Genomic DNA, 16,884 nt, shown 5'->3' with positions numbered 1-16,884 from the left:
TCGCTGCGACGATGAAGCCGAAAACCGAGGAGTCCGACGAGCTCTAACGGTTAACTGGAAAGATCAGCGCGCTGCGGCCTACCGCGTAGGGTTACGTCGTAAACGCGACAGCAGTGGTTGCAACGACGGCACACTTGAGATCCGGGATTTGATCTAGGCATGGGATAGGTCTCCTCATCCTGGTAAGCGCCAGCATTATGTCCCGCGCTTGCTCCAGCGCGGCTTTCTGCATGACCCCACAGAAGAAGCGGAGCGGACCCAGCTACATCATCCGGCTCCAAGCCAGAGGTTGTTGGCATTACCGACAATGACGTGGAAGACTGGGTCTGTTCGCGTAAATAGCTCGACGACTCATCGAGACGGGATGAGTTGATAACGAACTTTGAATAAGATCAAAGTCGCTAACGCTATGCGGACCAGGTTCCGGGCCGATACTATTCACTCGAATGTCGCCGCGCAATGCTTGGTCCATCTCATGATGCGCACCGATCACTTGCATCGCGTGATGTCGGAGGGCGTCAGAAACGGGTTTGATCAGTCCTATTTGCACGCCGCAGCTATCCAGCAGCCATACCTGCGCGCTATATTTGTTTCTTGCCGGAGAAGCCTACGATCTGATTGCCTCATACCGACTATCGTTCGGGGCGGAGGCATGAGCGGCAAGGACGAAAAGACTCCGATCGAGGCATTAGGGCCGCCAAGTAATCGGAAAATTCCGCGTGCCGAAGCGCGGTCGCAAGAACTGTGGCATGCCGCCGCCCGCGACGTTCGACATCGATACGCTGCCGGGCAGCTCTGATTTGGACGCCATTGGAGGCCGCCGTGGTTATCCGGCGCACGCCCGGCGCGCTGGAGCAGTGGCGGCGGCATCCGAACCACCCGCTGAAATGGCGTCACGTCGACGGCCGACCAATCTATCCTATCGATGCGGTACGCGACCATCTGGCCAAATGCGACGAGGCTACTAACAATTGGTTTGACGATATCGCAACAGAAGACTAACAGATTTCTTTCATTCGTCGCTGGACGGCTAAAGCCTGATCAAGGAGCAGACTAGCTATGCCCTTCAATAGCAAGCCGAAGCGCTTTCCGGATGCGCTGCGGTTTTCCGCCTAAAATGAACGCCACGCGTACACGCGCGGGGCCCCCGCGCAGGTCTACACCCTCGTGATCCCGGATCATGCCGCCGACAAAGACGCGCCCGACAATTCCGCTGTCCCCAGGCCTTTGACACTCAGGTGTACGCGAGCATCGTCGATGCATTCCCCCGATCGCTCGGCCGAGCTCTCGTTGAAGCGTGCGGATCGAGACATATGCGCGCGCATGGTCGTCCCGCGTTCCGTGACTAAAGTTCAGCCGGAGCGTGTCTGTGCCCGAAAGGTAGAGAGCACGGATCTTGTCAGGTTCGGCGGTTGCCGGACAAGGATTGTGACGATCTTAGCATAGCGCGAACGACGCATCGTGAACCCTCTTGGTCCAGGATGAGTTCTACGTAAACCGCGATGGCCACCGAGGACGTCGTTCGGATCTGCTTGCCGATGCTGCCTTGATCACGCCCCACCCCCGCCTGTTGCCGTCCTACCTACTACATGCCGCCACGCAGCCGAAAACAGTGCACGTGGCGATCATGCTCCGGAAGCCGCGCCCTCTTGCCCCTGGTGAGCCGATCGCAGGATGCTGTTGACCGCGCCGGTAGGCGAACACGATGGCCGGGCCGATCGTGATGCCTGCGCCGGGATAGATTCCGCGCATTGGCGAGGTCATATCATTGCCGCAAGCATAGAGGCCCGCGGTCGGCCTGCCCTGTCCGTCCAACAACTGTCCGCAAGTGTCAGTTGCCAATCCAGTCGCCGTTCCAAGCGTTGCCGGGACGATCGTGAGCGCTATAAATGGGCCGTTTTTGATCGGTCCGAGATTTGGATTTTTCGTTCCCATGGCCGGATCACCGAGCGTGCGGTTGAAAGCCGATTCACCGCGCTGGAAAAGCGGATCGCGTCCTTCAGCAGCGTGCGCGTTATGCTCTTCAACCGTCTTTTGAAGCTCTCCAGGGTCCAGTCCCAACTGTTTTGCAAGTTCGGGAAGCGTGCGGCCGATCTTGATGTAGCCGAGGCGCGCATATTTTCCGATGCTCAACGTCCAGGGTCGGGGAGCAAATGTCCCATGCCTCGCGAGCGGACGAAATCCTGGTCGCAGACGAAGTAGAACCGTTTGTCCGCGGGATATCCGCTTTTGAACATTCCGAGGCAAATGTCATGGTACGAATTGGACTCGTTGACGAAACGTCTGGCATTCGGCCCCACGGCGATGACACCGACGCGGCCGCGGTCGAGCCAGCCATACGGAACCACTCGCGAGGAGCTGCCACTCTTCAGGATCGATACAGGCGTCCAAAAGCCTTGAAATATTCCGGTGTTAGTGGAGCCGCGACTAATCAGAGAGCGGAGCATTACGAGAACGATGTCAGGACCGCACGCAAATTGGCAAACCTCCGCGGCTACCGCCGCTATCCCCATCGTCATGCTGTTGTAAACAAGCTTGACCTGTGACCTCGTCCGACATCGCCGACATGAAGAACGGTCTCACAAAATGCGACAAGAATGCGTTCAGCCGCAGGAAAACGCTTTTCATTCGATCCTAGGATCGCGTAGAGACGGCCTAACTCTGCTTGTTCGGGGCTCCGCGTCAGTGGAGCATCTATAAAGCTCAGGCCGCCTTTTTGGGCTTGCTCAGCGAGTGCAACCGTCGAAGCAGGATACGACGTCGAGCAGTCAATCATTAAACCTCCTCGGGCATATGGACGAACAGTCCGTCTTGCCCAAGGCAGACCGCCTCAACCTCGCGGCTGGAGGGCGAAGATAACAGAACGGCACTTACATGTCGCGCCAACTCAGCGATTGACGGATGTTCATGAGCCCGCACCAGTCAAGCGATCCGCACCGAAGCGATTCTTGTTGGCTGTGATATGCAAACAATTTGCTGACGCAACAGGCTGATGCCCATACCGGTCGTCCAACGCCGATCAGGTCTATTCTCTGCCTCGCCGTTTAGGAGCGACGTTGTGTGATGATCCCTTGCCAATCATGATTTATGCATTCCGCAAAAACCCATGGCTTCGTAGGATTGGCAACAGCTCATGATGGTTCTTAATCGTGTAGTCCGGACTTGCCGCCCGCAAGCGCGACTCAGAAACGAATCCCCCGGTAATAGATACACTTATCAGTCCGAGATTCCGTGCAATATCCGTTTCAACCGGCATATCGCCGATAATGACGGTTGAGGCCGGCTTCAAGTTTTTCTTCTGCATGTACAGACGAAGCCGCTCTCCTTTGCTCATCGATTTGTATTGAGTGTCGCGGCTTTCGAAGGCGAGCACGTCGTCGATGTAGTCATTGATTCCAAGTCTTCTCAACTGGGAGCGCAGAGGGTCGACTATGTGGTTGCTCACGATGATGGACGAAGCCGCTTCTCGACGCGCCAACTCCAAGACTCTGCGTGCGCCCTCGCGCAGATCGGCTTTATCGGCAAGACGTTCATAGGCGTCGTGAAAGATTGCACTCCCATGCCGATCCACCGTCGCAAGCTCGTCTTGCGACAGTCCGAGACTGCGATAAAGAAGAGATAGCGGAACGTCGCAATGTTCCCGAAACGTCTTCATGTCGATCGCTGCACGACCAAAGCGATCTAGTATCGCATTGGTTGTTTCGAGCAGTGCGTAGGCATCGTCGAGCAGCGTGCCATTCCAATCGAAGACGAGAACGGGTTTCATGATCTGACCTCAAGCAGGGATTGATTCCGAATAGGGAAGATCGGCCACTAATTCGTGCAAGTTCTCATTCGCGCGCCTCTGCCCCGCAGGGGTTGGCATCTCAAATGTAAACGGTGACAAATCGACGCCGTCTTGGCTGCCTGGCAACAGCGACACTAGAAGTGGAAACGGCAGATACGTTATCGTGGCTGCGTTGATGGACGCGGCAATACGACTTTCGATGATTTTGAGAACTTGTGGCTCCATCTTGTGAAAGCGAAGGCTTTGCGTGCGCTGTTCGGGTGGCAATCGTTTCCATATCTGCCAGAATGCCAACTCATCTAGTGTATCGATGCCCATACCATAGTAGTTCGGAGCCAGTATGGGCGGCGAACCGATCGCCCAATGTACGGCTTTGGCCCCAGCGGCTAGCAACATATTCGTAACAGCCTGACTGGTGTCGCCACGAATGAGGGCCTCGTCGGCAATGATTATCGTGGTTTTAGCAAGGCTAGGTCCCGAGACGCGGTACTTTTGAGCAATGCGAGACTTTCGCTGGCTGGGTGTACCGATGAGAGTTCGCTGAAGGAATTGCGTTGCGACTACTTCCCGACGCTGGGCGAGCAGGCCGTATTCGGCGAGAGATGCAAACAGACCATCAGCGTACGGTCCTCCGGCATGCGGCATCGAGGAAACGATTGTGAGCGGGGAGCCTGGCTCTCCTTGCAATCGCTGCGCAACAAGGCCACCAAGGGCGACACCGATGTTGTACCGGGTTTCGAAATGCGATTGGCCTTCAACCGACGTTTTTGGATTTCCCAGATAAAGAGATTCGTAGGCGCAGAGTTTGGCTTTGTGTCGCCTGTTGCTCACGGAACGATCAACACAGCCCCCCGTTTTTCCGTCTACATACTTGATGTGTCCCGGTAAGACTTGCTGCGTCTTACCCTCTAAACCGGCGAAGGCACAATTTTCCGAAGCAAATAGCAAGAAGCCGTCATCTGTTTGCATAGTTTCCAATGGTCGCAAACCACATCGATTGCGGTATGCAACTAGAGTTCCTTCACCGTCCAGTAAGAGCGCGCTAATAGCACCATCAATACGGTCATCAACGTCGCGCAAGACGTTTACATAACTAACGGGCAGACCGTGCCGCCAATAGTCTCTTTCACAAGAACGTTCGATCCATTTGAGCAAGAGCTCAGCATCTGTGTTGCCGCCTAACCTGTAGCCCTGGGCAAGCAATTCTTCCCTGAGTTCACGGGCATTGACCAAAGCTCCATCCAGAGAAATTGCCAAATGGCGGCTGATGCCCGCATTGTGGTGGATTGGCTGAACTTCGCCGCCATCGCTGGTTTCTCGGCATCGGCTACGAATGTGGGCAATTGCAACATGGGGCCTAAACTTCGGATCCTGCTCATCGTACTCAATGCGCACGGAATCGCATGATGGCTCAAGCGCTCTCGCATATCGAATACCTTCCTTGTTCATGAAAGCTGCAACGCCTATCCCCGCCTGCCCACGAAGTGCTAGCTTCGGAAGCATGTGCTTCAGCCGATCATAAACCGTCGCCCGCGAATTGCTTGAAGAGCATAGAAACGCAGCAGCAACACCGGACATGCTATTAGCCCCGCTTGTTCGAAGAACTGATGTGACGAGCCCATCACAGCAAAGCGTATTTAACCGCCAAGGCGCGCAGACGTGGTTCCGCCTCTCATTAAGCAAGCGCCGTACCAGTGCTTGGGTGAATCGGTTTGCACCGCCAGAGCAACCTAATTCGGGAAACATCAGCTATTTGGTTTGCTGGATGATCTCGCGTCGTCCGATTCCCGACACGTTGTCTGAAGCGCGACGCGTTAGTACGACAAGAGCCACGCTCTGACTGTAGTCATCTCGGTCCCATCGTCCCACGGGCACGTTCGCGCTCAAGCTAAGGTGCGACGCAAATCCTCACACGTGGTCGAGCACGACGATTTCGAGCCGCTTGACCCGCGTGGCGGGCAAATCTCTGGGGCCTTGGTGGCAACTCTATTTCGGTCCATACTGCGAGAGGCAGGCTGATACCCGAAGTGGTGGAAGCAGGTAAAGCGCGTGCCCTCCAGATCGCAGATGTGATCGCGCCTCCGCGTTCGTTGGAGCTTGGCAGGGCTTCCGTTCTCACCGCCTACCAAACGACGCTGCATACTGGCGTGCAATTTGAGCGGCGAGCGATCCGGATTGCTTTCACCACCGCCAACAGGAATGAACAGCATCGTTTGAGGGTGGTCACCAAAGTACGACGCGAGCTAGGACTTCTCTCTTCGCATCACCGGGACTGAAATACGAGAGGATCGATTTCATGAAACGTGCGATGCTGGAGCAGGCCGAATGGGTCGAAAGAAAGCAGACGAGCCCGGTCTGACAGCGGATCTCCCCCGATCCATAAAAAATCGGCGATAGTCGTTTGGCCTGAGTTGACCTCTTTGAGTTCAGTTCCCGTCGGAATATGTGCCAGCCCGCAGAAGTTCGGCCTGCGCGCACATCTAGACCAGGCCGAAAGCACGTATAAGATGGGTGAGAGATGCGGATGAGTAAAATCGGGTCGAATGGGGTAAAGATGATAGCTGTCGGCAAACCTGCCACTGTTCTGGCGAGCGCCCGTAAGAGCACGTCACTCGAAATCTACGCACCATCTTTGCGGAGCCTTCCGAAAGACTCCATGCTCGTCATGGCCACCTTGCCTATTATGGACTGGAATGACTGCCTGTTGCGAGACTTGAAAAACGCTCCCAAGAGAGGACGCGCCCACATGTACGCGGCGATCATGATGCTCGACCCGTTCGCGTACTGGGACGACCTAGCCGAATTATTGAGAGATGCCGGGATTCTCGGAGTAATAAACTTCCCGCCTGCCTCTATGATTCAGCGATCGACGACTGGCGAGCCAATCGATGCCGGACAGGAGCTAGAACTTCGGCGTATGGAATGGTTTACGAGCCTGGGGTTCAAGAGCTTGTTCGCTGCTGCTAAGGATTCTGAAATCATATCGGCAGAGAGACGACTTGGTTCGCATCTCCACGGTATTGTCGATTTCCCGGAAGAGGCTCTTGAGCTGAGGATTGGCGACGAGATGGAGCTGGTCAGCCTTGGCCGGCACGGGTCGTCAAAGCCAAAGTTCGCGCTCTTGGACGCGACGGCTTCGAAGCGGCGCGTGCCACAAGATTGAGGGCGACTGCTACTCCAAGATTCTCAGCTTCTTGATCTTGTTGTAGAGCGTTTTTCTTGAAAGTCCCAGAGAGCGGGCAGTCCTCCCGCGGTGGAGCCTGTTTCGTTTCAATCCTTCGATGATCCATTCGCGCTCGGAGAATGCCGATGCGGGCTTGGCGGGCAGCGCGGCATTCAACAACGGCTTGAGGACCTCGGCGACTATGTGGGTATTTTTCAGGGCTACAAGTTGGTTGACGATCTGGCGCAATTCCCTCAAATTTCCGGGCCAATGATGGCACGCTAGCGCCAGGAACGCCGACTTTTCGATTGCCAGCCTTTGCGCGTTCGAATCGCCCTTGGCCTCGACTGTAAAATGCTGAATCAGCTGCGGAAGGTCCTCTAGTCGGTTTGACAAAGCGGGCAGCTCTATGTCGAGCCCAACAAAGAAGGCAAGAAGGCGGGGACATAGAACACTTTCCAAGCTTGCTCCACGGGCCACTGTTGCGGTTGCGATGATCTTGGCGTTGGACCTTACAACGGGTATGCCGTTCAGCGGCGTGAAACTACCCGTCTCGATATAGTCGGCAAGACGCTCTTGCCCATCCCGCGACAGCTGATCGGCATGCATCAGCAAGAGCGCAGAATCGCTTGCGGCTTCCAGGAGCGACAGTTGGCGTCTCCTGTTCTCATCGCCCTCAGTGCCGAACAGCGCACCGATCTTATTGATTGCGGGACCCGGCCCGCAATCAAACAGCGCCGCCTTCGTGTTTTTCCGGTCGCTGAAGGCATGAATGAGACTTGCAATTTGCCGCTTCCCTGATCCCGCCTCACCCCACACCAACACAGGATTGGGACCGCCAGCCAAACGCCTTGCGGTCTCGAGGACGCGCTTCATGATTGAGGACTGCGCAATTATGCCGTGCCTGACGCCGCTCAACTGGAGCTGGCGGTCGAGGAGATCGACCTTCTCGCGTAGCAAGTGAATGGTCTTAAAGCCGGAAGTGACCTCAAGGACCGACATTTCCAATGGGACGCGATCGAGCGAAGAGCCGCCAATGAAGCCCTGGATACCTGTTTCGCGACAAATATCCAGCAATTCGTCAGGCTTTGTAATAGGTCCGCCGCCGAGCAGGCAGATTGCGCTCTTGTCGATGGATTGCGCCACACGCGCAACGGCGCTCGTGCGCGCGGCAAGCTCCGACAGGCTGATCGATGGGGCGGCGGATCCGGTTTCTCCCCCCCGGTTGAGATTGAAGTTGATGCAGATGGCCTCAGCTCCTGCTTCGACCATGCGTCTTGCTTCGGATTTGGTCCGGGTGTAGCCGATGGTCATCAGGCCACGTCTGGCAGCTTTCACCAGGAGCTCGATTTCTCGCGCATAGCCAAGACCGGACTTTTCCAGCAATGATCTCCTGTAGTCATCGATGTGGATGACGGACGGGAAGTTGGTAACCCCGGAGAAGCCCCATCTGATGATGTGGTCGAGAAAGCGGTCAATATCGAGCTGCGGATCGAAGGTACAGGCCCCGAAAAATACCGGCAGTTTCGTGCTGGGCAGTATCTCGGTCCGGCCGAAGCCGGCTACAAATTCATTGGTATTGCGGATTGGAAGAATTGAGGCCGGCGAAGAGTCGCCCATCGCGCGAAAACGGCCGGCGTTCAGGGCGAGAACGAAATCCGCCCCCGCGAGTTCGGCGGCTCTGGCGGTCATCCCCGATCCGATTCCCGCCCCGAGCACAAACGAACGGGAGTTCCGGAAGAACTGCCTGATACCGTCTTCCTTCACCTGACCCGTCCGCGTCTGCATACCGAGCCCACGTCCCGCACGGCACCAAGGAAAGTTGCGGGCGCACGCAACCGCCGCAATGCTTTTGCGTTCGTCATGAAGAGGTGGCATTCCGCCGGAGCATCGGCAAGCCGGATCTTGCCGGCGCTCTTGGGTGGTTCAGGCCTTGCCTTTGCGACGACTGCTTCCTTTCCAACGTTGCCGTAGATGTATGTGACGCTGCCGAGATGCTCGATGAAATCGACATCGAGCTCGATCGCTATCTCTTTCTTCTCCGCAGCGGGTGGGGAGAAATCATCCGGCCTGATTCCGAGGGTGACGGATTTCCCGACGAGAAATTTATCCGGTTGGACCGGGACGGATATTTTCGCACCCGCGTCCAGTCTGACGTCCATGCCCGACTCGTGCGCCGCCTCGATCTTGGCATTGAGGAAGTTCATCTTGGGCGATCCAATGAAGCCGGCCACAAAGCGAGATGCCGGATTGTGGTAGAGATCATGGGGCCCCACTTGCTCTATATCGCCATCCTTAAGAACGACGATCTTGTTGGCCATGGTCATCGCTTCGACCTTATCGTGGGTGACATAGATCATGGTGTTTCCAAGCTGCTTGTGAAGCTTCGCAATCTGAACCCGGTTCACGCACAATGGCCCGGCCGATCGCTACCCGCTGCCGCTGCCCGCCTGAGAGTTGTCGGGGTTTGCGATCCAGCAGATGGTCAATTTGCAATTAACAAGCCTTGTCGCGACTCTCGCGTGTATCCGGGCCCTATCAACCTTCGCCATACGCAGAGGGAACGCGAGGTTCTCTCGCACGGTCATGTGCGGAGAGAGAGCGTAGCTCTGAAACACCATGCCGAGGTTGCGGTCGGCCGCGTCAACATCGTTGACGAGCTCGTTGATCAGCAGCCGCCCTCCGCTAATTCGCTCCAGTCCCCCGATCATTCTCAAGAGCGTGGACTTGCCTGCCCCCGATGGTCCGACGAAGACGACGAATTCCCCATGATCAATTGTCAGATCTATATTCTGTAGGACCGGGATACTTCCATACGCCTTGTTGACACCTTCCAGACGGACATCAGCCATCACGCTCTCCTTTGTCGCGAGCTGCCAGTAATCATCGGCGGCACCTCAATCTCCTCTCCTTTAGACTTGACACCATGAAATCGGGCGGAATCAGCGATGGGTCCTCTCGTGCCGGCACACCGGTCGTGACCAGCACGGTCGGAAGACCCGCCCGTTTCCTTGCCTGAATATTCGTCTGTATCTGGTCGCCGATCAGCAAGGTGGAACCGCGAGCTGTCCGCAGACGCGAAAGTGCAGTCTCGATCATATGCGCCTCGGGTTTACCGACGATCAGGGGTTTCATTTGCGTGGCAGCAGCGACCGCCGTGATCGTTGCGCCTGCTCCGGGCTCGAACCCGTTGTCGGTTGGCAAGAGGAGATCGGGATTCGTGCCTATGAATGCGGCTCCGTTCAAGATCGCGTCGACCAGCGTCAGCATCTTCTCATGCGTGATCTGCCGATCGAGTCCCATCAGTACGACCTCGGGCTTTCGGTCGGTAGTCTCGAGACCCACGCCGGCGATGGCCTTCACAAGGGATGGCGCACCGATAACATATGCGCGTCACGTCTGGGTATTTCGCGCGGATGAGTTCCGCGGCCGTGATAGCGCTCGTCACCACGTCTTTCGGCGCGATGGCAAGGCCGAACGCTTCCAATTTGCGGACGACGTCCTCCGGAGTGTGCGTTGAATTATTGGTCACGAAGCAGACCGGCACTCCGGCGGCCTGCCATCGCCCAAACGCCGCGATGGCGTCCGGAATCGCGGCGTTCCCGCGATAGACTTCGCCATCCAGATCCGAAATGATCCCTTCGACTGGCGGCCAATTGAGGTGAGAGCCTGCACTAGCCATTCATAAGCATCCCGCCGTTCACGTGAACGATCTGCCCGGTCATGTAGGAAGCTGCAGGACTGGCGAGGAAGACGGCTAGCCCTGCGATATCCTCCGGTACTCCTACCCGTCCCAAGGGGATCCGGCCGCTGTGGCGCGCTTCCGTCTCCTCGCGCGGACGGCCATGCATTGGCGTGTCGATGATCCCTGGCGCGATCGCATTCACGTTAATGTTCAGGGGAGCGCATTCGTAGGCAAGTAACTTCGTGACGTCGTGAACGATCGCTTTGGAAAGACAGTAATCAGCTCCGCCGGCCTGGTAGTTGAACACGGCCCCGTGCGAGGACAAGGAGGAGCCAACGTTGACGATGCGCCCGCCCTTGCGTTTCATGAAACGCTCGATGGCCATTTTTGAACAGCGCAGGACTGCGACCGAGTTGATCTGGATGGTACGCTCAATTTTCTCCGCATTACCGTTCAGGAGCGGCTGGGCAGATTTGATACCGGCATTGTTGACCAGCACATCGAGCCGGCCAAAGTGCTTGCTAACCTCATCGAGGACCTTGGCGACATCTTCCTCGCGGGCGACATCCATGGCCATGGGCAATACGCCATTGCCATAGGGCAATCTTGCCAGAGTGTCTCTGAGATTCTCCAGATTGGCATCGGTGGCGACGACGTTCGCCCCGCCTTGGCGGAATGCATTTGTAATGGCAGAGCCAATCCCACCACCGGCCCCGGTGACGAGCACCGTTCTATCTGACACTGAGAACTGTTCGGTCATTCCAACTCCAAGATCGTTTGGGACTTCAGAAACTCCTCAACGGCCTGGGCCGTCGGCATCGCGCTTTGAGCGCCGCGTCGTGTAACACACAAGGCTGCAACGTCCAGCGCTTTCCTGACCGCTTCCCTTAAGGGCAAGCCTTGAGCCAGTGATGCGGCGAACGCTCCGTTAAACGCATCTCCTGCCGCTGTGGTATCGACGACTTTCACCGGGAACGCACGCAGCGCAAAAGAGCTCGTTGCATCGGCATAGTAGGCTCCCTGCGCACCCAAGGTGATGAGCGCTGCCCGTGGCCCAAGATCAAGAAGCTTCGCAGCCACGCCCGCGGCACTCTCGAAGTCTTCCACCTCGATCCCGGTCAGTTCGAAAGCTTCCGTCTGGTTCGGCGTGACAAAATCGACACTTCTCCACACCGCGACTGAAAGTCCGGGTCTTACCGGCGCCGGGTTGAAGATCAGCTTGAAACCCCGGTCGGATTTCATCTCGAACAGCCGATTGAGCGCTGGTGTCGGGATCCCCATCTCAGCCACGACGATTGCTTCTCGGTCGATGAATCGCGCCGCGCTCTCGATCATGTCCGGCGTCACGTTGAGATTGGCGCCCGCGTCTATGACGGTCATGTTGGAGCCGTCGTCACCGACAATAACCACGGCTGAACCCGACACCTCACCCGCACAGATCTCGATGGCATCCGCGCAAACACCGGTATCGCGCAGCGACCGCAACAACAATCGTCCGGTATCATCATCGCCTAAACGCGTGTAAAGACCAAGCCGGGCAGCGGCAACAGCCTGATTGGCGCCCTTCCCCCCGGGGGTGCGGGCCAACGCTCCCATGAGGCTTTCACCCGGCGTCGGAAGGCGCTCGACATTGAAGCAGAGATCGAGATTCGTCGTTCCGAAAAACATCACTGGCCTAGCGCTCATTTTACGGCACCAAATGTGAGGCCGCGTTCGAGGTGACGTTGGCCGATGATGATCAGAATGACGGGAATGATCATCGTCACGACCAGCCCTGCGGCCATCACAGGGTAGAACTGCACGCCCGGATTGAGCAGCTTGAGAAGAGCGACCGTCACGGGTGCCTTGGTCGAGCTGAGGATCAGACCGAGAGCGAAGTTGTGCCAGGCGAGCAGAAAGATGAGCAACGAGGCCCCGATGAGGCCCGGCTTCAAGAGCGGCAGCACGATGTGCAACACAACCCGGTCCGGTTTGGCGCCGTCCATGGCAGCCGCCTCCTCGATATCTTAGGGGATGTCTTCGATATAGGAGCGGCTCAGCCAAACAATCAGACGACCTGGTAGACCCAGATCATCCCGAGATAGGTGTCATACAGTCCAATCGTCTGAACGACGCTGAAGAGCGGGATGACGACCAAAAGGACCGGGGCAAAGCGGAAGCCCAAAATAATGAAGGCAATGTCTTCCTTGAGAGGTATGTCTCGCCTCGCCAGGACGTAGCCGGCGGGCACCCCAACGAGCAGAGAGATGATTACGGAGCGGAGAGCAATGACGACGCTGTTGGTGATCGGCGTCAAGAAGTCGACTTTGATGGTGCCATAGCTGGTCGCCCCGGCCTGGGCGACATCAAACAAGACACGAAAATTCTCCAGTATCGGCACGAAGAGAAATGTTGGCGGCCAGGTCATGACGTCAGTCTGCTGCTTCAGCGACATCATCACGATCCAGACGAGTGGTAAGGCCAGGATCAATGCGCAAATGCCGATGAGCAGGTTTAGAATCAAACTGGTGGAGGTCGAGCGCTTCAATCGCATAGGTTGCCTCCTCAGCTTACGCGCTGCCGAACGAAGCGCCACAGCTTCACCATGGTAAACGTTCCGATCAGCACGATCATCCAATTGACGACCATAAGTGCGGCACCACGCCCAAAGGAGAGAAACGCGGTAACGTAAGCTCGCACCGAAAGGACAGAGGTGCTATTTCCGGGTCCGCCTTGCGTTGTCCCGAAGATGATGTCGAACTGATTGAGCGATTCGATCAGCCGAAACACTGCGGCAATCAGAATGTATGGGGTGACCAGGGGCAACTCGATGTGGAGGAAGGTTGCCCATCCCTTCGCGCCATTGACACGCGCGGCCTCCCTCACCTCTTCATTAATACCCTGAAGGCCTGCGAAGACGATTAGCGCGAAGAATGGCGTGTAGGTCCAGACGTCAATGAAGACCAGTGAAAACATCGCGGTGTTTGGATCTGAAATCCACGCAAACCGGCCTATTCCCACGAGAGACAGCAAGTAATTCATGATACCGCTTTGTGGGTCCATCATTGTCGTCCACATGAGCGCAACGCTCATCGGGGGCAGGACCAGGGGCAAGTGAATGACGGGCCGCATCACACGCGCAAGGAAGACTTCAGTTGCGAACAGCTTGGCAAGTGCAAGACCGAATGCAGCCTCCGCAAATACCGCCGATCCGGCGTAGACAAGAGTGGCACGAATGCTGTTCACAAAAGTCGCTGGTCTTGATCAGTGCTGCGTAATTGTTGAGCCCCATGAAGTGGCCCAGCGGGCGACCGAACTTGAGATCGGTCAGCGACTGAAAGACGTCATAGAAAAACAAGAAAAGAAAGCCAAGAAGTATGATGATGGTGGGGGCTATCGCGCTAATGCTCCACCAATCAAGACGCAGCTTTTCGGCGCGCCTGACGGTCTCATCTCGTGGCGGCGCAAGTTCGCTGGCCGAAGGCTGCAGCGTCACGATTCCGTCGGATCCTCGAAGGTCCATCTCACTGTATCTCTAAAATGCGAAGGGGGCGACGACGATGGTCGCGGCCCCCCAGCGGGCTTTACATCGACGAACGGATCTCGGAGGCGAGATCAGCCAAGGTGGCCTTCACGTCAGCTCCATTGACCATTTTTTGCATGGCCACGGCCCAACCACTCATTGCTTCGGCAAAGCCGACGCGAGCTGTAAAGGCGAGTTGTGCCCTGTCCTGAACGGTCTTGAACGTGTCGACGAAGTTGTTGAACTCCGGCTTTGCCGCATATTCGAGCCAGGCCTTATCGCTCCAGGTCGAGGCACGCGGAGAGTTGACGAGCTTGCCGGCGATCGCGCCGTTCAGCTCGACCTGTTTTGACGTTGCCCATTGGATGAAGAGCCAGGCTGCCCCCTTCTTCTGCGACGCAGCATTCATCGCTAGAGACCAGATCCAGATGTTGGATTCGAAATCCTTGCTGTTCGGAGCGTGCAGCGGAGGCGCGAATGCGATCTTCCCGGAGGCAGGCTTGCCAGCCACGTCATTCCAAAAGCCGAACATATTGGAATCGATCGCCATCGCTGTTCGTCCCGAATTGATGCCATCGACCACCTGGTACCAGTTGTCGTTGGCAAAGGATGGAGCCGCGCACTTCTTGATCATGTCCACGTAGTCCTTGTGGAACGCGATCGACTCGGGCGAGTCGAGGCCGGTGTCCAGCTTACCGTCCTTGACGACGAAGTCATGCACCCCGTAGGACCTGGCAATCGAGATCGCAGCCGTGTGGATGCTGCTCCAAAATCGCACGCCGCCCACGCCCAACGGTGTGATCGCGGGGTCCGCAGCCTTCAGCTTTTCGCAGGCCGCGGACATCTCCGGAGGAGTCGTCGGGATCTTGAGGCCGTACTTGGCGAGGATGTCCTTGCGGTAGAACAGCTGGATGTTCTCAAAGCCATGCGGAATGGCCCACACCTGTCCGCTTCCCGGCTCGATCTGCCCTTCTTTGACCTTCCAGGTCAGCGCATCCCGTAGTGCAGGGAAGAAATCCTTGTAGTCGTAGCCAGCCGCCGTGAGTTTCGGATCGTTCAGATAGCGGTCGAGCGGCTCAAGCAGTTGACCTGGTGCAATATCCCAAGCTGGTTGAATGCCCGTACCCACAACGTCCCAGCTCGGCGACTTGGTACTGAGCTGGATTGTCAACTTATTCCAATAGGCGTCGTCAGGATAAAGCTCGGGCGTCACCTTGATGCCCGTGAGCTTCTCGAATTCCGGCAACTGGGCTGCGACTGCATCGGCATACGGATGAATGTCGTAGGCCCAGACGATCGATGCGCCTTCGAACTGGCGCCAGTTGATGTCGTCCGCCTCGGCTTGGGTAAACGCCGTGACCATTCTGGCCAAAAGCGTGGAGCTGATGAGAGCTTTTTTGGCAAAATTGGCCGAATGGCCGCGACAAGCGGCAAGCTTCCTTGGCATGATTCCCTCCGATGGGCTCTCTGGCCCGTAGACCACGCGCCCCCTCCTCTTCCAGAGGCCGTAGTGTCGGGAAGGCTAGCGCTCAGCGTTCGGTCGTAAGCGGCTTTTCAAACTCTGGTTGGGTAAAGTTGAGTAACTCGACAGGACTACGACGGCAGTTCGGAGTCAATGAGCACACCCAAGTTGAGCAGCCGCTTCGAACTCGAACGATAGACAGATTGATCGACCTAGTACCCACTTTTCATAGTGAGTGGTGATTCAACATCGGGATGATACTCGAAACAAGAGAAGTCCAGCTTTCGAAAAAAGGATCGCAAGGTGCTTGAGGCATGTTGCCGCTCAGCGGTGACATTGCAGCGCGATTTGAATCGGGCTCGGATCGTTCTGCCGGCTGCGGGCGAGCGCAGCACCTCAGAGCTGCCAAAACGTGGTGCCAACTACTGCGGGCGGAGTTGAAGCCCAGAACGGCCAAAGGATTGCGCCAGCGCAATGTGCCTCCTCAGCGAAGTCGGTAGACAATTCCGCAGCTGAAGGAGAAACAGATGAGATCGTAATCTGGCGCAATAGTACGGTCACGACAGGCTTCCACGCACCTAATCGCCGAAACTACGGCCAACGCCTTCCAATCTCGCACATCCATTTTGGCGGCGGCACGCCGACGATCATGACGCCCGAGGCCTTCGCCGATCTCGTCGGCGCGCTCCGCTTCTCGTATCTCGTGTTGCCCGGCGCCGAAATGGCCGGGGAGATCGATCCGCGTACCCTGACCGAGCCGATCGCAGAGGGTTTGGGCTACAGCGGAGTCAATCGCGCGAGCCTGGGGGTGTAGAGCTTCGATCCTGTTGTGCAGCGCGCCATCAACCGCCTGCAGACTTTCGAGCAGACCGCCACGAGCGTTGAGCGCCTGCGGCGAGCCGGCGTCGGCTGGCTCAATTTCAATCTTATCTACGGTCTGCCGCTTCAGACCATGCAATCGTGCCTAGACACGGTCGCCAAATGCATCGAACTTCGGCCGGATCGCTTGTGGGTGTTCGGTTACGCGCATATGCCCTCCTTCAAGAAACATCAGCGCAAGATCGACGAACACGCCCTGCCCCAGACAGTCGAGCGTCATCTTCAGTCGGAACTGATTGCGGAAGCCCTGGTCGACGCGGGCTATGTGCGCATTGGCTTCGACCATTTCGCCCTACCCGGCGACAATCTTGCTGCGGCGAAGCGCCAGGGGCGGCTGCGTCGGAACTTCCGGGTTACACCGACGACACCGCCGAAACGCTGATCGGGCTAGGGGCAAGCGCCATCG

The 16,884-nt window shown here is 57.0% G+C and carries 17 protein-coding genes and 2 pseudogenes; 5 read left to right on the top strand and 14 right to left on the bottom strand.

Translation table 11 applies throughout. The features are described from left to right. The first annotated feature begins 822 nt into the window (after positions 1 to 822). Entirely contained in the window at positions 823 to 1,002 is a 180-nt protein-coding gene (locus tag ABIB90_RS35480) for a hypothetical protein (RefSeq protein WP_354202419.1), read from the top strand. A gap of 576 nt (positions 1,003 to 1,578) precedes the next feature. Here the strand turns inward: ABIB90_RS35480 and ABIB90_RS35475 are convergent. From ABIB90_RS35475 to ABIB90_RS35460, 4 genes are all read right to left on the bottom strand, one after another. Continuing rightward, complete coding sequence (locus ABIB90_RS35475) at positions 1,579 to 2,133, bottom strand: FAD-binding protein (RefSeq protein WP_354202418.1); 555 nt, start codon at positions 2,131 to 2,133, stop codon at positions 1,579 to 1,581. A 382-nt stretch (positions 2,134 to 2,515) separates the two neighbouring features. Continuing rightward, on the bottom strand, positions 2,516 to 2,824 hold the full coding sequence (locus tag ABIB90_RS35470; RefSeq protein WP_354202428.1) for an NAD(P)-binding domain-containing protein: 309 nt from the start codon (positions 2,822 to 2,824) through the stop codon (positions 2,516 to 2,518). A gap of 261 nt (positions 2,825 to 3,085) precedes the next feature. Next, a complete protein-coding gene (locus tag ABIB90_RS35465) occupies positions 3,086 to 3,766 on the bottom strand; it encodes an HAD family hydrolase (protein WP_354202417.1) in 681 nt (226 codons plus the stop codon). Between the two features lie 9 nt (positions 3,767 to 3,775). Then, a complete protein-coding gene (locus tag ABIB90_RS35460) occupies positions 3,776 to 5,365 on the bottom strand; it encodes a class II glutamine amidotransferase (RefSeq protein ID WP_354202416.1) in 1,590 nt (529 codons plus the stop codon). Positions 5,366 to 6,311: 946 nt separating this feature from the next. On the opposite strand from ABIB90_RS35460, the gene ABIB90_RS35455 reads away from it, so the two are divergent. Then, positions 6,312 to 6,950: a hypothetical protein gene (locus ABIB90_RS35455; RefSeq protein ID WP_354202415.1), complete on the top strand. Its 639-nt coding sequence runs from the start codon at positions 6,312 to 6,314 to the stop codon at positions 6,948 to 6,950. A gap of 9 nt (positions 6,951 to 6,959) precedes the next feature. On the opposite strand, the gene ABIB90_RS35450 is transcribed toward ABIB90_RS35455, so the two are convergent. The 10 genes and pseudogenes from ABIB90_RS35450 to ABIB90_RS35405 all read right to left on the bottom strand — a co-directional run bounded on the left by ABIB90_RS35450 (position 6,960) and on the right by ABIB90_RS35405 (position 15,584). Continuing rightward, positions 6,960 to 8,717, bottom strand: a complete 1,758-nt coding sequence (locus tag ABIB90_RS35450; protein WP_354202414.1) for a phosphoenolpyruvate hydrolase family protein — start codon at positions 8,715 to 8,717, stop codon at positions 6,960 to 6,962. Next, a pseudogene (locus ABIB90_RS35445) lies at positions 8,714 to 9,802 on the bottom strand (ABC transporter ATP-binding protein). Before ABIB90_RS35445 ends, ABIB90_RS35450 begins: the two are co-directional and overlap by 4 nt. A 31-nt stretch (positions 9,803 to 9,833) precedes the next feature. Next, positions 9,834 to 10,313 (bottom strand): HAD hydrolase-like protein, encoded by a 480-nt coding sequence (locus tag ABIB90_RS35440; protein ID WP_354202413.1) that lies wholly within the window; start codon positions 10,311 to 10,313, stop codon positions 9,834 to 9,836. Continuing rightward, the gene (locus ABIB90_RS35435) at positions 10,225 to 10,632 is read right to left on the bottom strand and encodes a hypothetical protein (RefSeq protein WP_354202412.1); all 408 of its coding nucleotides are present in this window, start codon (positions 10,630 to 10,632) and stop codon (positions 10,225 to 10,227) included. The genes ABIB90_RS35440 and ABIB90_RS35435 overlap by 89 nt, the downstream gene beginning before the upstream one ends. Next, positions 10,625 to 11,395 (bottom strand): SDR family NAD(P)-dependent oxidoreductase, encoded by a 771-nt coding sequence (locus tag ABIB90_RS35430; RefSeq protein ID WP_027515969.1) that lies wholly within the window; start codon positions 11,393 to 11,395, stop codon positions 10,625 to 10,627. The genes ABIB90_RS35435 and ABIB90_RS35430 overlap by 8 nt, the downstream gene beginning before the upstream one ends. Next, on the bottom strand, positions 11,392 to 12,303 hold the full coding sequence (locus tag ABIB90_RS35425) for a ribokinase (protein WP_354202427.1): 912 nt from the start codon (positions 12,301 to 12,303) through the stop codon (positions 11,392 to 11,394). The genes ABIB90_RS35430 and ABIB90_RS35425 overlap by 4 nt, the downstream gene beginning before the upstream one ends. A gap of 14 nt (positions 12,304 to 12,317) precedes the next feature. Beyond that, positions 12,318 to 12,620, bottom strand: coding sequence for an ABC transporter permease subunit (locus tag ABIB90_RS35420; protein ID WP_354202411.1), 303 nt, complete (start codon positions 12,618 to 12,620; stop codon positions 12,318 to 12,320). 62 nt (positions 12,621 to 12,682) lie between these two features. Continuing rightward, positions 12,683 to 13,168, bottom strand: coding sequence for an ABC transporter permease family protein (locus tag ABIB90_RS35415; protein ID WP_354202410.1), 486 nt, complete (start codon positions 13,166 to 13,168; stop codon positions 12,683 to 12,685). 11 nt (positions 13,169 to 13,179) lie between these two features. Next, complete coding sequence (locus ABIB90_RS35410) at positions 13,180 to 13,860, bottom strand: carbohydrate ABC transporter permease (RefSeq protein WP_354202409.1); 681 nt, start codon at positions 13,858 to 13,860, stop codon at positions 13,180 to 13,182. Positions 13,861 to 14,198: 338 nt separating this feature from the next. Beyond that, positions 14,199 to 15,584, bottom strand: a complete 1,386-nt coding sequence (locus ABIB90_RS35405) for an ABC transporter substrate-binding protein (RefSeq protein ID WP_354202408.1) — start codon at positions 15,582 to 15,584, stop codon at positions 14,199 to 14,201. A 269-nt stretch (positions 15,585 to 15,853) separates the two neighbouring features. Here ABIB90_RS35405 and ABIB90_RS35400 point away from each other — a divergent pair. The 3 genes and pseudogenes from ABIB90_RS35400 to ABIB90_RS35390 all read left to right on the top strand — a co-directional run. Further along, a pseudogene (locus tag ABIB90_RS35400) lies at positions 15,854 to 16,010 on the top strand (IS630 family transposase); the annotation flags it as partial. Positions 16,011 to 16,248: 238 nt separating this feature from the next. Then, complete coding sequence (locus ABIB90_RS35395; protein ID WP_354101523.1) at positions 16,249 to 16,413, top strand: hypothetical protein; 165 nt, start codon at positions 16,249 to 16,251, stop codon at positions 16,411 to 16,413. A gap of 15 nt (positions 16,414 to 16,428) precedes the next feature. Then, positions 16,429 to 16,860, top strand: coding sequence for an oxygen-independent coproporphyrinogen III oxidase (locus ABIB90_RS35390; protein WP_354202406.1), 432 nt, complete (start codon positions 16,429 to 16,431; stop codon positions 16,858 to 16,860). The last annotated feature ends 24 nt before the right edge of the window (positions 16,861 to 16,884 follow it).

The sequence above is a fragment of the Bradyrhizobium sp. JR4.1 genome (assembly GCF_040548605.1).
GTDB classification, from domain to species: domain Bacteria; phylum Pseudomonadota; class Alphaproteobacteria; order Rhizobiales; family Xanthobacteraceae; genus Bradyrhizobium; species Bradyrhizobium canariense.
This window is presented reverse-complemented; position numbering and strand designations above follow the sequence as displayed.

Bases quoted from the DNA above. Each gene is read 5' to 3' on its own strand.
- ABIB90_RS35395 (WP_354101523.1), top strand. From the start codon at position 16,249: ATGACGCCCGAGGCCTTCGCCGATCTCGTCGGCGCGCTCCGCTTCTCG.
- ABIB90_RS35435 (WP_354202412.1), bottom strand. From the start codon at position 10,632: ATGGCTAGTGCAGGCTCTCACCTCAATTGGCCGCCAGTCGAAGGGATC.
- ABIB90_RS35430 (WP_027515969.1), bottom strand. From the start codon at position 11,395: ATGACCGAACAGTTCTCAGTGTCAGATAGAACGGTGCTCGTCACCGGG.
- ABIB90_RS35425 (WP_354202427.1), bottom strand. From the start codon at position 12,303: ATGTTTTTCGGAACGACGAATCTCGATCTCTGCTTCAATGTCGAGCGC.
- ABIB90_RS35420 (WP_354202411.1), bottom strand. From the start codon at position 12,620: ATGGACGGCGCCAAACCGGACCGGGTTGTGTTGCACATCGTGCTGCCG.
- ABIB90_RS35465 (WP_354202417.1), bottom strand. From the start codon at position 3,766: ATGAAACCCGTTCTCGTCTTCGATTGGAATGGCACGCTGCTCGACGAT.
- ABIB90_RS35460 (WP_354202416.1), bottom strand. From the start codon at position 5,365: ATGTCCGGTGTTGCTGCTGCGTTTCTATGCTCTTCAAGCAATTCGCGG.
- ABIB90_RS35405 (WP_354202408.1), bottom strand. From the start codon at position 15,584: ATGCCAAGGAAGCTTGCCGCTTGTCGCGGCCATTCGGCCAATTTTGCC.
- ABIB90_RS35415 (WP_354202410.1), bottom strand. From the start codon at position 13,168: ATGCGATTGAAGCGCTCGACCTCCACCAGTTTGATTCTAAACCTGCTC.
- ABIB90_RS35455 (WP_354202415.1), top strand. From the start codon at position 6,312: ATGAGTAAAATCGGGTCGAATGGGGTAAAGATGATAGCTGTCGGCAAA.